The organism is Shinella agrisoli, from assembly GCF_046557955.1.
GTDB lineage: Bacteria > Pseudomonadota > Alphaproteobacteria > Rhizobiales > Rhizobiaceae > Shinella.
Genome location: NZ_JBJIEP010000029.1, coordinates 29,734 through 44,616, shown reverse-complemented (window position 1 = coordinate 44,616; position 14,883 = coordinate 29,734). Strand labels below are relative to the sequence as shown.

The 14,883-nt window shown below is 68.1% G+C and carries 12 protein-coding genes; 7 read left to right on the top strand and 5 right to left on the bottom strand.

Going from position 1 to position 14,883, the window contains the following annotated elements:
• Positions 1 to 28: 28 nt before the first annotated feature.
• On the bottom strand, positions 29 to 3,211 hold the full coding sequence (uvrB, locus tag ACIIOY_RS23520) for an excinuclease ABC subunit UvrB (protein ID WP_411037100.1): 3,183 nt from the start codon (positions 3,209 to 3,211) through the stop codon (positions 29 to 31).
• 112 nt (positions 3,212 to 3,323) lie between these two features.
• On the opposite strand from uvrB, the gene ACIIOY_RS23515 reads away from it, so the two are divergent.
• Complete coding sequence (locus ACIIOY_RS23515; protein WP_411037099.1) at positions 3,324 to 4,271, top strand: DUF3137 domain-containing protein; 948 nt, start codon at positions 3,324 to 3,326, stop codon at positions 4,269 to 4,271.
• On the opposite strand, the gene ACIIOY_RS23510 is transcribed toward ACIIOY_RS23515, so the two are convergent.
• Positions 4,268 to 5,176, bottom strand: coding sequence for a LysR family transcriptional regulator (locus tag ACIIOY_RS23510; protein WP_411037098.1), 909 nt, complete (start codon positions 5,174 to 5,176; stop codon positions 4,268 to 4,270). The two genes, ACIIOY_RS23515 and ACIIOY_RS23510, sit on opposite strands and share 4 nt — an antisense overlap.
• Before the next feature lie 88 nt (positions 5,177 to 5,264).
• Between ACIIOY_RS23510 and ACIIOY_RS23505 the strand changes: the two genes are divergently transcribed.
• Positions 5,265 to 5,837, top strand: coding sequence for an NAD(P)H-dependent oxidoreductase (locus ACIIOY_RS23505; protein WP_411037097.1), 573 nt, complete (start codon positions 5,265 to 5,267; stop codon positions 5,835 to 5,837).
• 38 nt (positions 5,838 to 5,875) lie between these two features.
• On the opposite strand, the gene ACIIOY_RS23500 is transcribed toward ACIIOY_RS23505, so the two are convergent.
• Positions 5,876 to 7,873, bottom strand: a complete 1,998-nt coding sequence (locus ACIIOY_RS23500) for a putative bifunctional diguanylate cyclase/phosphodiesterase (RefSeq protein ID WP_411037096.1) — start codon at positions 7,871 to 7,873, stop codon at positions 5,876 to 5,878.
• 170 nt (positions 7,874 to 8,043) lie between these two features.
• On the opposite strand from ACIIOY_RS23500, the gene ACIIOY_RS23495 reads away from it, so the two are divergent.
• Complete coding sequence (locus ACIIOY_RS23495) at positions 8,044 to 8,397, top strand: DMT family protein (protein WP_411037095.1); 354 nt, start codon at positions 8,044 to 8,046, stop codon at positions 8,395 to 8,397.
• 6 nt (positions 8,398 to 8,403) lie between these two features.
• On the opposite strand, the gene ACIIOY_RS23490 is transcribed toward ACIIOY_RS23495, so the two are convergent.
• Positions 8,404 to 8,997, bottom strand: coding sequence for a hypothetical protein (locus tag ACIIOY_RS23490; protein ID WP_411037094.1), 594 nt, complete (start codon positions 8,995 to 8,997; stop codon positions 8,404 to 8,406).
• Between the two features lie 19 nt (positions 8,998 to 9,016).
• On the bottom strand, positions 9,017 to 9,403 hold the full coding sequence (locus tag ACIIOY_RS23485; RefSeq protein ID WP_411037093.1) for an acyl-CoA thioesterase: 387 nt from the start codon (positions 9,401 to 9,403) through the stop codon (positions 9,017 to 9,019).
• Between the two features lie 206 nt (positions 9,404 to 9,609).
• Here ACIIOY_RS23485 and ACIIOY_RS23480 point away from each other — a divergent pair, with 206 nt between their 5' ends.
• From ACIIOY_RS23480 to ACIIOY_RS23465, 4 genes are all read left to right on the top strand, one after another.
• Positions 9,610 to 11,430 (top strand): methyl-accepting chemotaxis protein, encoded by a 1,821-nt coding sequence (locus ACIIOY_RS23480; RefSeq protein WP_411037092.1) that lies wholly within the window; start codon positions 9,610 to 9,612, stop codon positions 11,428 to 11,430.
• A 265-nt stretch (positions 11,431 to 11,695) separates the two neighbouring features.
• Positions 11,696 to 12,919 (top strand): extensin-like domain-containing protein, encoded by a 1,224-nt coding sequence (locus ACIIOY_RS23475; RefSeq protein WP_411037118.1) that lies wholly within the window; start codon positions 11,696 to 11,698, stop codon positions 12,917 to 12,919.
• Positions 12,920 to 13,008: 89 nt separating this feature from the next.
• The gene (locus ACIIOY_RS23470; protein WP_411037091.1) at positions 13,009 to 13,659 is read left to right on the top strand and encodes a glutathione S-transferase family protein; all 651 of its coding nucleotides are present in this window, start codon (positions 13,009 to 13,011) and stop codon (positions 13,657 to 13,659) included.
• A gap of 367 nt (positions 13,660 to 14,026) precedes the next feature.
• On the top strand, positions 14,027 to 14,848 hold the full coding sequence (locus ACIIOY_RS23465) for a sulfite exporter TauE/SafE family protein (protein WP_411037090.1): 822 nt from the start codon (positions 14,027 to 14,029) through the stop codon (positions 14,846 to 14,848).
• Positions 14,849 to 14,883: the final 35 nt, after the last annotated feature.

Below are 14,883 nucleotides of genomic sequence, written 5' to 3'. Positions count from 1 at the left end.
TCACCTGCCATTCTTCATAAGTGATTTCTCAGCGCCCCGGCCGGCCGGTCTTGCCTTTCGTCCGCCCCTTGCGCTTCACCTCGCCCGCATCCTCGTAGCTCCCCACGCCGATCTTTCCCCGGCGGGCGGGTTTTGCGTCGTCGGTGGATCCTCGGGTCGAGCCCGAGGATGACGGCGGAGAGGCGGATGACGATGGAGAGGTCATGCGCTCCGGCTGGCCTTCGGTTGCCGGCGCCGGGCGTTTCTTGGTGGAGAGGGTTTCCGGCGGGCGTTCCGGGAGGTCGCCGGTGACGGGCTTTTCGGTGCGGCCGACGGTCATTTCGTCGAGGGTGTTCCTGCGGAAGAGCGACTTGCCGGCCGGGGTGGCGACGTCGCGGCCCATCTCGTCCAGATGCGGCTTGCGGAAGAGCGGGCGTTCGGTGTCGGTGCCCGGGCCCATGTCGTCGAGCGAGGGTTTCTGGAAGAGGGAAGTGGATGCGGTCGTGGATCCCCGGGTCAGGCCCGAGGAGGAGGATGACGGAGGAGAGGTGGGGCGGGATTTCGCCGAGGGGGTGCCGGAAGGACCACCCCCCTCTGTCCTGCCGGACATCTCCCCCTCAAGGGGGGAGATCGACTCGCGGCGGGCTTTCCCGCCCCTGCCGCCTTCCTGCGCCCTCGCTTCGTCCCGCGCCATCGGGTCGTCCAGGACGGCGAGTTCGGCGGCCTTGAGGCGCTTGATCTCGTCGCGGATGCGGGCGGCGGCCTCGAAGTCGAGGTCGGCGGCGGCGTCGCGCATCTGCTTTTCGAGCGCTTCGAGATGGGCCTTGAGGTTGTTGCCGACGAGGTGGCCGGCATCCGCGAAGCCCTTGCCGGAGACGCCGGAGATGTCGGCGCGCACGTGGTCGCGCTCGTAGACCGAGTCGAGGATGTCGGAGATCTTCGCCTTCACCGATTCCGGGGTGATGCCGTTGGCCTCGTTGTAGGCCATCTGCTTCTCGCGGCGGCGGGCCGTCTCGTCCATGGCGCGCTGCATGGAGCCGGTGATCGTATCGGCATAGAGGATGACTTTGCCGTCGACGTTTCGCGCCGCACGCCCGATGGTCTGGATGAGGGAGGTCTCCGAGCGCAGAAAACCTTCCTTGTCGGCGTCGAGGATGGCGACGAAGCCGCATTCGGGAATGTCGAGGCCCTCGCGCAGGAGGTTGATGCCCACCAGCACGTCGAAGGCGCCGAGGCGCAGGTCCCGGATGATCTCGATGCGCTCCAGCGTGTCGATGTCCGAGTGCATGTAGCGCACGCGCACGCCCTGCTCGTGCAGGTATTCGGTGAGGTCCTCGGCCATGCGCTTGGTGAGCACGGTGACGAGCGTGCGGTAGCCGGCCTGTGCGGTGGCGCGGATCTCGCCCAGCACGTCGTCCACCTGGCTTTTCGCCGGGCGCACCTCGACGGGCGGGTCGATGAGGCCGGTCGGGCGGATGACCTGCTCGGCGAAGACGCCGCCGGACTGCTCCAGCTCCCAGCCGCCGGGCGTCGCCGAGACGGCGATGGTGTCCGGGCGCATGGCGTCCCATTCCTCGAAGCGCAGCGGCCGGTTGTCCATGCAGGAGGGCAGGCGGAAGCCGTATTCGGCCAGCGTCGCCTTGCGGCGGAAGTCGCCGCGGTACATGGCGCCGATCTGCGGGATCGTCACGTGGCTCTCGTCGATGAAGATGAGGGCGTTGTCCGGCACGTATTCGAAGAGGGTCGGCGGCGGCTCGCCGGGGCGGCGGCCGGTGAGATAGCGCGAATAGTTCTCGATGCCGGCGCAGGAGCCGGTGGCCTCCAGCATCTCCAGGTCGTAGCGCGTGCGCTGCTCCAGGCGCTGCGCCTCCAGGAGGCGACCGGCCTTCTCCAGCTCGGCGAGGCGGTGCTTCAGCTCCTCGCGGATGGCCTTGATGGCGCCGTTGAGGGTGGGGCGCGGGGTGACGTAGTGGCTGTTGGCGTAGATCTTCACCGATTTCAGCTCGCCGGTCTTGTGGCCGGTCAGCGGGTCGAACTCGGTGATGGCGTCGATCTCGTCGCCGAACATGGAGATGCGCCAGGCGGCATCCTCCAGGTGGGCGGGGAAGATTTCTATCGTGTCGCCCCGCACGCGGAAGGAGCCGCGCTGGAAATCGGCCTCGCGGCGCTTGTACTGCTGGGCGACGAGGTCGGCCAGCAGCTGGCGCTGGTCGAGCCGATCGCCGACCTGCATCTGGAAGGTCATGGCCGTGTAGGTCTCGACCGAGCCGATACCGTAGATGCAGGAGACCGAGGCGACGATGATGCAGTCGTCGCGCTCCAAGAGCGAGCGCGTCGCGGAGTGGCGCATGCGGTCGATCTGCTCGTTGATCGAGCTCTCCTTCTCGATATAGGTGTCCGAGCGCGGGACGTAGGCCTCCGGCTGGTAGTAGTCGTAGTAGGAGACGAAGTATTCGACCGCGTTCTCCGGGAAGAAGTTCTTGAACTCGCTGTAGAGCTGGGCGGCCAGCGTCTTGTTCGGCGCGAGGATGACGGCGGGGCGCTGCGTCTCCTCGATCACCTTTGCCATGGTGAAGGTCTTGCCCGAGCCGGTGACGCCGAGCAGGACCTGGCTGCGCTCGCCGGAATTCAGGCCCTCGACGAGGTCGCGGATGGCCGTCGGCTGGTCGCCGGCCGGCTGGTAGTCGCTGACCATGCGGATCGGGATGCCGCCCTCCGACTTTTCCGGCCGGGGCGGGCGGTGCGGCGTCCAGAGCTTGCCGTCCTTGAACAGCGGGTTGCCGCTCTCGATGAGCTTCGACAGGGCCTCCACGGTGGCGGTGACGCCGGAGCCCTTCTCCAGCGCGGCGGCGTCCTCCAGCGAGACGTCGAGGCCGGAGACCGGGTTGAGGCCGGCGGCGGCGCGGGTCTTCGGGTCGGACGAGCCGCCGATCGAGACGCCGCGGGAGGTCTTGCTTGCGCTCACGGCCGCATGGCCGCCGCGCTTCGCTCTGGCCTCCGCCTCGACCTGCTCGGTGTGGCGGCGCGCGGCGTTCTCCACCGTCTTGCGGTGCTTTCCGGCCTTGGAGGCGACCTCGCGGCGGCTCTCGACGCTGGAGGCTTCCGCCTCGGCCTCGAGCTGCCTCACCCAGTCGGAGACGCTGCCCGAGAGCGGCTCTCCCTCGAAGGGCGATTGCGGGGCTTCCTCGAAACCGGGGTTCGAGGCGGCGGATTTCTTCGGTGATCTGGCCATGCGGGGAATATGGAGAGAGTCAGCGCGAAAGGAAAGGGGTGATGAGTACAAAAGGGAAACGAATTTGCCGCCGGCCCCGGCCGTTATCCTTTTGGCTTGGGGAGGGGCGGTCATGGACGCGATTGTGGACGATGCGGCGCTGATGCCGAAGGAGGCCGCGCTGAGGACCCTGCGCGCGGCGGTGACGGCCTACAACGCCGAGCGGCCGAAGGTGGCGCGCGAGATGCGCATGCGCCTGCTGCTGATCTTCGGCTCCTATCTCCTCCTCGCCGGCTTCCTCGCCCGTATGGCGCTGACCAGGTTCGAGATGAACTGGTTCGGCATCGTGCTCGTCTTCCTGGCCCTCGGGGGCGGCGTCGTCTGGCAGTTCGCCGTCGCGCCGGCGAAGCGTTTCCAGCAGGCCCTGCGCGACCGCATGCTGCCGCTCGTCTTCGGCTTCGTCGAGGGGGTGCGGTACGCGCACGGCGGGACGCCGGGCTTCATGGACGGCATGCCGGGCAAGGACTTCGTGCCGCGCGACCGCAGCGTGCACGGCGACATGATCGCCGGCGCGCACGAGGGGCTGGTCTTCACCCTTGCGGAAACGGAACTGAGCACCGGCAGCGGCAAGAGCAGGCAGACCACCTTCAACGGCGTGATCTTCCATTTCGCGCGGGAGGAGGTGTTTCCCGGCTTGCTGCTGGCGGCGCGCAGGCCGAATGCGCTCCGGCGCTTCATGCGGGACCTTTTCGGCGGCTCCGGCCTGGCGCCGGTGACCAGCGGCAATCCGGAGGTGGACGCCTCGCACGAATTCCGCACCGACCGGCCGGACGCCGCCACGCCCCTCGTGCAGGGCACGCTCGCCAAGGCGCTCGACTACCTGGCGACCGAATGGCGGGACGACGTGGTGCGCATCGCGCTGCGCGGCCGGGATTGCTACCTGCTGGTGCCGACGAGGAAGGACTTCTTCGAGCTGCCGCCGCTCGACACGGCCATCGACTTCGACCGCCATATCCGGCCGATGATCCGCGACCTCGTCACGCTGCTGGCGACCGCGCATCTGGTCAACAAGATCGGCTAGGCGCCGAGGCCGGCAAAGACCTTCCGCAGCTCGTTCGCCACATGCTGCACCGCGCGGTCCTTGTCGCGGCGGCGATGCCAGGCGAGATGGAGGGGGAAGCCGGGGACGGGGATGGGCGGCGGGAGGATGTGGAGGCGTCCGGCCGCGTCCGGCGGCAGGGTGTGGCCCGGCGTCATGGCGATGAGGTCGCTGTCATCGAGGAGGGGCGGGACCATCAGGAAGCTCGGCACGACGATGCCGACGCGGCGGGACCTGCCGAGGGCGGCGAGCTGGTCGTCGAGGGGGCTGCGGACGTCGCCGCGACCCGAGACGAGGATGTGCGGGAACTCGAGCCAGCGGTCGAGGGAGAATGCGGCGGCGGCGGGATGGCCCTTCCGCATGGCGATGACGTAGTGCTCGTGCAGCAGCGTTTCGCAATGGAAGGCGGCTTCCTCGACGGCCGGGAAGACCGAGACGGCGATGTCGCTGGCGCCCCGCGCGAGGGAATCGAGCGCGGCCGGCGCGCCGTGCCAGGGCTGGATGACGAGGTCGATACCGGGGGCGGAACCGGCAAGAGCCCGGTGCAGCGGTCCGGCGAGGATGATGCCGGGATGGTCGGCGGTGGTGATGCGGACGGTCCGGTGGATCTCGCGCAGCGGTTCCTCCGGCGCATCGACGACGGCGGCGATGTCGACGAGCAGGTTCCTGATCGGATCGCGCAAGGCCTCGGCCTTCGGCGTCAGCCGCATGCCGCCCTTGCCGCGCTCCAGGAGCGGGTCGCCGAAAAGGTGGCGGCACCGGTCCAGCGCGCTGGAGGTTGCCGGCTGGGAGAGGTTCAGCCTCGCGGCGGCACGCGAGACATGCGCCTCGTCCAGCAGGGCGTCGAGCACGACGAGAAGGTTGAGGTCGATCGATCTTAAATTCATGCGATCGATAATAGCATATATGAATCATCCATTGGAATGATTTAATCGATCACGGCATTCTCCGTGCGTCAACACAGGAGACGACGCCATGAGCAAGACCTTGATCCTCCTCTTCCATCCCGATCTCGACCGTTCGCGCGCCAATGCGGCGCTCGCCCGCGCCGCCGCCCGCCTGCCGGGCGTCGAGGTGGCGGACATGTATGCGCTCTATCCGGACGGCCGCATCGACGCCGGCCGGGAGGTGGCGCGCCTGCTTTCGGCCGACCGCATCGTGCTGCAGTTCCCGATCCAGTGGTATTGCGCGCCGCCACTGCTCAAGGCCTGGCAGAATGCGGTGCTGACCCGCATGTACTACGTCGCCTACGAGGCGGAAGGCCGCTTGCTGGAGGGCAAGCCCCTGCTCGTGGTGGCGACGGCGGGCAACGTGCCGGAGGCCTATGCGCCGACCGGCGCAAACCGCTTCACGATGGCGGAGCTGCTGCGCCCGCTGGAGGCGACCGCCCACCGCTGCGGCCTGCCGTGGCAGCCGCCGTTCCTCCTTTACCGGGCGGACAAGCTCGACGACCTTTCGCTGCACGGCGCGGCCAGGGACTATGCGGCGATCCTCGAGACATGGCGCAAGGAGCACATGCGGCGCTACCTTGCGGAAGCCTGGGGTTGAACCGTGACGCCGGCGGTTTGCTGCCGTCGGCACGGCCGCTAGGGCTTGCCGTCGGCGCCGCGGGCGATGCGCGCGGCGTGCTGGTCCAGCCAGCGCGGGATCTCCGCCGCCGGCATGGGGCGGGCGAAATGATAGCCCTGGGCGTGCCGGCAGCCGAGCATGCGCAGCACTTCGGCCTCCTCTTCCTCCTCCACGCCTTCCACCACGATGTCGATGGACAGCGCGCGGCCGATGCCGACGAGGGCGGCGATGAGCGCCTGGTTCTCGCGGCTCGCGGCGATGCCCTTGACGAAGCTGCGGTCGATCTTGAGCCGGTCGATGTGCAGGCTGACGAGATAGGCGAGGGAGGAATGGCCGACGCCGAAATCGTCGACCGCGAGGCGGAACCCGGCGGCCTCCAGCCGGGCGAGCTCGGCGCCGGCGGCCTGGGTGTCGAGGGTCGCCTCCTCGGTGATCTCGATCTCCATCAGCGCGGGGGAGACCTCGTGCTCGCGGGCGATTTCGGTCAGGAGGCGCGACAGCGTGTCGCCGGAGAACTCCCGCGGCGAGACGTTCACCGCGACGGCGGCCTGCGGCAGGCCGAGGCGGGGCAGCGTGCGCAGCAGCTCGGCGGCGCAGGTGGCGACGTAGCCGGTCAGCGCCGTCGAGATATGCAGGGCATGGGCGGCGCGCACGATGTCCGGCGGGCTGACCGGGCCGAGCTCCGGATGCGTCCAGCGCAGCAGCGCCTCGAAGCCGGTGACGCTGCCGGTGGCCAGCTCGACCTGCGGCTGGAAGACCACGAGCAGCTGCCGGTTCTCGATGGCTTCCGTCAGCGTCGCCTCGATGAGGCGCTGGCGCTCGATGCGGGCCTTCAGCTCCGGATTGAACAGGCCGAGGCGGCGCCGGCCGCCCTCCTTGGCGGCATAGAGCGCGATGTCGGCGCTGGCGAAGAGATCGTCGGCCGTCTCGCCGTGCTGCGGATGCAGGGCGAGGCCGGCGCTGGCGCCGACCGTGATGGGGCGGTCGCCGACGAAGATGGGGTCGCCGGCGAGCCGCACGATGCCTTCGCCGATCTCGCGCCCGCGGGCCTCCGCCCCGTCGCCCTCGACGATGACGGCGAACTCGTCGCCGCCGAGGCGCACGACCGTGTCGGTCGGACCGGTGAGGCTGGCGAGGCGGCGCGCGATCTCGATCAGCACGGCATCGCCCGCGCCGTGGCCCATCGTGTCGTTGATCGCCTTGAAGCGGTCGAGGTCGATGGCGAGAAGGGCGATCGTCCCCTCCGGCGGCGCGCCGGTGAGCAGGCCGCGCAGGCGCTGGTTGAAGAGCGCCCGGTTGCCGAGGCCGGTCAGCGGGTCGCGGTTCGCGAGCGAGGCGAGCTGGTGATAGGACTGGCGGATCTCCGCGTTGGCGTCGGAGAGCGAGGAGGCGAGCGCGACCGCCTTCAGCCGGTCGATCTGGCTGCGGATGAAGCCGGCTTCGCTGAGCTGGCTGGCGCGCAGCATCATGGCGGCGAGCAGCAGCGCATCGGCGGCGATGACGAGGGATTCCGTCGTGCCGATGATCAGCAGCGAGACGAAGGCCGTGGCAAGCGGCGGGCCGGAGAAGAGAAGGGCGGTGCGGGCATAGGCGGTGCTCTGCATCAGCGAGCCGGCGCAGATGCCGCCGATGATGAAGATGAGGTAGGGATTGAGGCCGTCGGTTCCATGCGCGGCGCCGATGAAGGGCGACAGGCTCCACACCAGGCCGCCGCCGAGCGCACTGAGGGACAGAACGAAGAGCGCGCGCTCCGGCCGTTCGACCGCGCAGTTCAGCCGCCGGACGATGCGCACGCCGATATAGCGGGCGAGGTTGACGGCGAGCGCGGCGGCGAGCCACAGCAGGATCTGCATGCTGGGGCCGTCGAGCCAGAGCACGGCGGCGGTCGTGACGGCGAGGAAGCTGTTGGCGGCGAGCGACAGCATGATGCCGTCCAGCACGGACAGCGCCTGTGCGGACAGAATCTGGCGTCTTGTCGATTCATCCACCGGCATCAGCCGGCTGGTGTCGGTCATTCTCGTTCCCGGCCCGGGGGGCACGCCGTTTCGCGGTCTGCGCGGATGGTGTGGCGGCGGGCATAAGATTGTCTTAACGGGGGATCGCGAGAATCCACGAGGGCGCGGCCTTGACGGCGCCGGCGGGTCGGCTATGCCGTCGGCATATTCCCCTCTTTCAGGATTCGCCGATGCCCTTCAGCCTCAACCCCGCGGCCGTCTGGCCGATCGTGCTGCTCTGCCTCTCCAACGTCTTCATGACCTTCGCCTGGTACGGCCATCTCAAGTTCAAGTCCGCGCCGCTGTTCGTGGCGGTGCTGGCGAGCTGGGGTATCGCCTTCTTCGAATATTGCCTGGCGGTGCCGGCCAACCGCATGGGCCACGCGGTCTATTCGGCCGCGCAGCTGAAGACGATCCAGGAGGTCGTGACCCTCGCGGTCTTCGCCGGCTTTTCCGTGTTCTGGCTGAAGGAGAGCCTGACCTTCAACCACGCCATCGGCTTCATCCTGATCGCCGCCGGCGCGGCCTTCGTCTTCAAGAGCTGAGGCTTTTCAGTTCAGGAGGTCGAAGGCCCGGAAGATCCAGCTGAACTGGTATGCGATGCCGAGAGTGACGAACGTTGCGTGAAAGCGGCGGTCGGCCGTCCATGCCGCAAGCAGGCAGAAAGCGATGAAGGCGACGTTGCGGACGGGATATTCGTAGCCGAACGAGTCGAAGTAATCGATCCCCTTCAGCGCCGTGTCCAGAAGGTCCACGGCGAAGACGAGGGCGAAGGCGCCGAAGAACCATTTGCGCCGCGAGTAGAAATAGTCCTCGTAGCCCGCGTAGTCGTCGAGGGTCGTCGGAAACAGCAGGACGGCCAGCATGAAGAAGAGGCAGCAATAACTGACGACGAAGAGGTAGACGCCGAAGTCGATCGGCGTCAGCACCTGAAGGCGGAATTCCCACCACCAGAAATGCAGCAGGTAGAGGATCAGGAAACCCGCCCATGCAAGGTGGACGGGATAGACCTTCGTCTTTCCCGGATGCTGGATGAACACGGCGATCCCGGTCAGCACGCGGGCCAGGCTGAGACTGATGACCATGCCGATGACCACGCGGATATGCGCGAAGACGGCCGGGTCCGGCGGCATGTCGTGTTCCATTCGGCCCCTCCCGGGCGGTCTATTCGACGGGAACCGGCGTCGGCCGTCCCTGGCTGTCGAGCGCGACCATCACGAAGGTCGCGGCCGTCACCTTTTCCAGCGTCGTGCTGAGGTAGCGCTGCGCCCAGGCCTCGACGGTGAGCGTGATCGAGGTGCGGCCGACGCGGGCGATGTCCGTATAGATGCTGAGCGTGTCGCCGATCTTGACCGGCAGCTCGAAGGCCATCTCCTTGACGGCGGCGGTCACGACGCGGCCGCGCGCCCGCTCGGCGGCGCGGATGCCGGAGGCAAGGTCCATCTGCGCCATGACCCAGCCGCCGAAGATGTCGCCGGCGGCATTGGCGTCGCCCGGCATGGCGAGCGTGCGAAGGGTGAGCTGTCCGTTCGGCATATGGGTATCGGTCATGCGGTCCTCTCCATGGTTCCTTCCGGTCTAGCCGAATGCGCCGGACGGAGAAAGGGGGAGGATGCGGAGCTGGAAGGCCGGCCCCGGCATTTCAGGGCATGCTCAATCTCTAAAAACTGATAGTTGCAATTTTAGATGATTTTAAAGTGTTTCCCGGACCTTTGAGCACAAGGGGCACTGCGCCCCGGGACGTCGAGGAGGACCCGGTGAAGAATCTCAGAATATCCACGCGCCTGTCGTTGCTTGTCGGGCTGGCCCTGACCATCTTTGCCGGGGCGCTCGTCTACAGTCTCTACCACTATCAGGGCGCGATGGTCGCCGAGCGCAAGTCGAAGCTCGCCGCGATGGACCAGAGCATGCTGACGCTCTTCAAACATTACCACGAGCTGGAGACGGCGGGCGCCCTGACGCGCGAAGAGGCGCAGACGCGGGCGAAGGACGCGGTGCGGGCGCTGCGCTACGAGGACAGCGGCTACTTCTGGATCAACGACATGAGCTCCGTCATCGTCATGCATCCGATCAAGCCGGAACTCGACGGCACGGACCAGTCCGGCATGGCCGACCCGACGGGCAAGCACATCTTCCAGGAATTCGTCAAGGCCGTGAAGGCGAGCCCGACCGGCCAGGATTTCGTCGACTATTACTGGCCGAAGCCGGGCTTCGAGGAGCCGGTGCTGAAATATTCCCACGTCGCCGGCTTCGCGCCCTGGGGCTGGGTCGTCGGCACGGGCGTCTATGCCGACGACCTTTCCGCCATGTTCCGCCGCAACGCGATCGAGACGGCGGTGATCCTCGGCATCGGCGGCCTTGCGATCATGCTGGCGGCCTATGCGATCGTGAAGAGCGTGACGGACCCCGTGCGCCGCCTCAAGGCCTCCATGCAGGCGATCGCCGACGAGGACGTTTCCGGCGACGTGCCGGAGACCGACCGCAGGGACGAGATCGGCGAGATGGCGAAGGTGGTTTCGGTCCTGCGCCGCTCCGTCGCCGAGCGCGCCGAGCTGCGGGCCCGCGAGGGCGAGCAGCAGGTTCGCCTCGACGAGGAGCGCAGCGAGAGCGAGCGCCGCCAGCGCGAGATCAGCCAGGTCCAGGCGGATGCCATGCACGTCGTCGGCAGCGCGCTGGAGCGCCTTGCCAACGGCGACCTGACGGTTTCGATCGATGCGATCGCGCCGGAATACGCCAAGCTGCGCGACGACTTCAACCGCGCGGTCGACGCGCTCTCCAGCGTGATCCACGCGATCGCCCGTTCCACCGACATCGTGCACGGCAGCGCCGGCGGCATCGCGGAAGCGGCCAACAACCTCTCGCACCGCACGGAACAGCAGGCCGCCTCGCTCGAGGAAACCGCGGCCGCGCTCGACGAGATCACGGCGACGGTGCGCAGCGCCTCCGAACGCGCCGCCGAGGCGAGCCGCATGGTGGCCGAAACGAAGCAGTCGACCGGCCGTTCGGGCACGATCGTGCGCGATGCCGTCGCCGCCATGAGCCGCATCGAGGACGCCTCCAGCCGCATCAGCCAGATCATCGGCGTGATCGACGAGATCGCCTTCCAGACCAACCTGCTCGCGCTCAATGCCGGCGTCGAGGCGGCGCGGGCGGGCGAGGCGGGCCGTGGCTTCGCGGTCGTGGCGCAGGAGGTGCGCGAGCTTGCCCAGCGCTCGGCCAATGCGGCCAAGGAGATCAAGGGCCTCATCAGCAACTCGGCCGCCGAAGTGGGGACCGGCGTCGCGCTGGTGCGCTCGACCGGCGACGCGCTCACCGAGATCGAGCTTCTCGTCAACAAGGTCAACGAGCAGGTGACGTCGATCGCGACGGCGGCCCGCGAGCAGGCGACCGGCCTTGCCGAGGTGAACACGGCGGTCAACCAGATGGACCAGATGACCCAGCAGAACGCCGCCATGGTCGAGGAGACCAATGCCGCCGGCCAGACGCTGACCCAGGAAAGCGAGCAATTGAAGGCCTTGCTCGGGAACTTCCGGCTGAACCCGGCCGGAGCGGCGGACCACCGGCGCCGCGCCGCATAACCGAAAAGACGATCTCCGGACACCCTTGCCCCGGCGCCGGACGCGCCGGGGTTTTTCGTTTCCGGCGGGGCGGGCGGGAACGTTTCCTTTACCCTGTTGCGACAAAATCTTCTGGAAATGCAGGCATGTCGGCTTGCGATCCGGTTTTTCAGGCCCGGCGTCCGAATGCGGACAAAAGCCGCCTGCACCATCGCCGGACAAGAATGTGCGCAACCGGGACTCCGCATCGGGCGGAGGCGGACGCCAGGCGGAAGTGACAATGGGTATTGCGTTTGTTTCTCGTCTCCGCAGGCCGCTCGGGCTGCTTCTCCTGCCGGCGATGCTCGTCGCCTGTTCCGGCGGCATGGCGCCGCCCGACGACATAGACGGCGCCGGCGTCAGCGCCATCGTGCCGGCCGAGGAGGTGGCGCGGGTGCCGGCCGACATGGGCGATGCCGGCGGCGATCCGGCGGCCTATCCTTCGGGCGACTTCGGCGGGCCCGCCGATACCGCGATGGCGACGCCCGCCGCGGAAAGGAAGCGCCTGCCGATGATCGACAGCGACGAGGCCATGGGCGTCGGCGAGCCCGTGCAGGCCTCCTCGGGCATGCTCACCGTTCCCGAAGGCGGCGTGAACATGGACGAAGGGCTCGGCGTCGGGCGCGTCGAGGGCCTTGCCGAAGCGCAGGCCGGCGAGATCGCCGAGGGCAACGCGACGCAGGTCGTGGTCGACGGCATCGGCACGGACACGCCCCAGCAGATCGGCCAGCCTGACATGATCCCGATGTCCGAGGCGGGCATGGATCTCGGCGCCGCGGCGGAAGGCGGCGGGTACCTGCGCGTGCCGGACGAGGCCGCGACCCGGCGTCGCCCGCGGGCGGCGGAGGAGGAGCAGGTCGCCTTCCTGCCGCGCCTCAACAACCCGATGCAGACGCCCGAAACCATGGGCGGCATGCCTGCCTCGGAAAAGGCCTGCCGCCAGAGGCTTAAGAAGCTCGGCGTCAAGTTCCGCGACGTGCCGCGCATCTCGCGCGGGCGCTCCTGCGGCATCCAATGGCCCGTCGAGCTTTCCGGCCTTTCCGGCGGCATCCAGATCAAGCCGGCGGCGCAGGTCAACTGCCAGATCACGGAAGCCTTCGCCCGCTGGGTGAAGCAGGAGCTCGTTCCCTCGGCGCGCCTGCGCTACCTGTCGGGCGTTTCGGCCATCCACCAGATGTCGTCCTATTCCTGCCGCACGATGAACTCGCGGCGCGGCGCCGCAATGTCGGAACACGCCAAGGGCAACGCCATCGACGTCGGCAAGATCGTGCTGAAGAACGGCAAGGCGATCGCCATCGAGAGGAAGGGCTTCTTCGCGTTCCGCGAAAAGGGCCTGCTCAAGGCGGTGCGCGGCGACAGCTGCAAATACTTCTCCACCGTGCTCGGCCCCGGCAGCGACCGCTACCACAAGGACCACTTCCACTTCGACCTGCGCGTGCGCAAGTCCGGCTACCGGCATTGCAGCCTGTAGGGTCGTAGCCCCGCGCAAATTGCTTCGGCCCGGATGTCGGAAACGTGCGTGGCAGAGCGTCTTCCAGGCGACAAGCCATGGAGGCTATGATGACCGTGACGATTACCGCATTCGAAAGCTCTCCCGACCGCGGCAGGGGACTGGCGCGGGACATGCGCGTCCGCTGGGCGCTCGAGGAGGTCGGCCAGCCCTACGAGGTTCGCCTCGTCTCCTTCGCGGCGCTGAAGAAGCCCGCGCATCTCTCGCTTCATCCTTTCGGGCAGATCCCGACCTATGAGGACGGTGATCTCGCCCTGTTCGAATCCGGGGCGATCGTGCTGCACATCGCCGAGCGTCATCCGGGCCTGCTGCCCGACGATGCAGATGCGAGGGCGCGCGCGATCATGTGGATGTTCGCCGCGCTGAGCACGGTGGAGCCGCTGATCATCGAGCACTCGATGGCCTTTCTGGTGGAGCGCGACAAGCCCTGGTATGCCGAGCGCCAGCCGCTCCTCGATCAGCGCGTGCGCACCCGGCTCGACGAACTCTCCCGCCGTCTCGGCGATGCCGACTGGCTGGACGGGGCATTCAGCGCCGGGGACCTGATGATGGTGACAGTGCTGCGCCGGCTGGAGCGCTCCGGCCTGCTGGAGGAGTTTCCGAACATTGCCGCCTATATCGCCCGCGGCGAGGCGCGGCCCGCCTACAAGCGCGCCTTCGCCGATCAGCTCGCGGTGTTCACCAACGCGTCGGCCGGGTGAGGCGACATGTTTGCCGCGGGCAAAAAAAGACCGGCGGGACGCCGGTCGAAAAGGGGGCGGCAGAACGCCTAGGGGCGGCGGCTGCCTGGAACGTCACATTCCATCATCCGCGCCGGCGGGCCGGCGGGGATGCATGCGGGCTTCCGCGGAGGAAGCAGGCGGATGGGGCCGCCGATGGGCTCCCTCAGGGTCCGGGAGCAAGGCCGCTGCCGGGGCAGGGAAAGGGGAGTGAGCGGGGTGCAAACCGTTCCCTTCGGCCTCGCGCAGACGATGGTTGAAATCGGTCACGGTTTGATGACAGTTGGCCGCCGCCCGCGCGAAATTTGCGCGAGTCGCCGCCCCGCCCGACAATCCCCGGAAGCCTTCCATGCCGCCCTTCGCCGATCTTGCCCTGTTCGCGCTCGCGCTCGTTGCCGCAGGCGTCGTCTCCGGCCTGCTTGCCGGCATCTTCGGCATCGGCGGCGGCGCCATCCTCGTGCCGGTCTTCTACCAGGTGTTCGGCTACCTCGACGTGCCGGAGGCCGTGCGCATGCACCTTTCCGTCGGAACCTCCATCGCCATCATCGTGCCGACGTCGGTGCGCTCCTTCACCTCGCATCGCCTGCGCGGCGCGGTGGACGTCGACCTCTTGAGGAGCTGGCTCATCGCGCTGCCGCTCGGCGCGATCCTCGCCTCCGTGATCGCCGCGGCGATATCGAGCGTCGGCCTGCGCCTCGTCTTCGTCTGCATCGCGCTGCTCGTGGCGATCCGCATGCTCTTCAACCGGGACAGCTGGCGGGTGGGGGACAGGCTGCCGGCCGGCCTCGTCAACCAGGCCGCCGGCGTGGCGATCGGCACGCTCTCCGGCCTCATGGGCATCGGCGGCGGGGTGCTCAACAACACCTACATGACCTCGTTCGGCCGGCCGATCCACCAGGCGGTGGCGACGTCGTCGGGCGTCGGCGTGCTGATCTCCATTCCCGGCATCTTCGGCTATGCCTGGGCCGGCTGGGGCGCGCCGGGCCTGCCGCCGGGCTCCACCGGCTTCATCAACTGGATCGCCGTCGCGCTCATCACGCCGATCGCGCTGATCGTGACGCCCTGGGGCGTGCGGCTGGCGCATGCCATGAGCAAGCGGCAGCTCGAAACCGGCTTCGGCGTCTTCCTGATCCTGGTCTCGCTGCGCTTCCTATACAGCATCTACGGATGAGCAACTTTTTTCCGTCTCGCGGGTGAAAATTGACA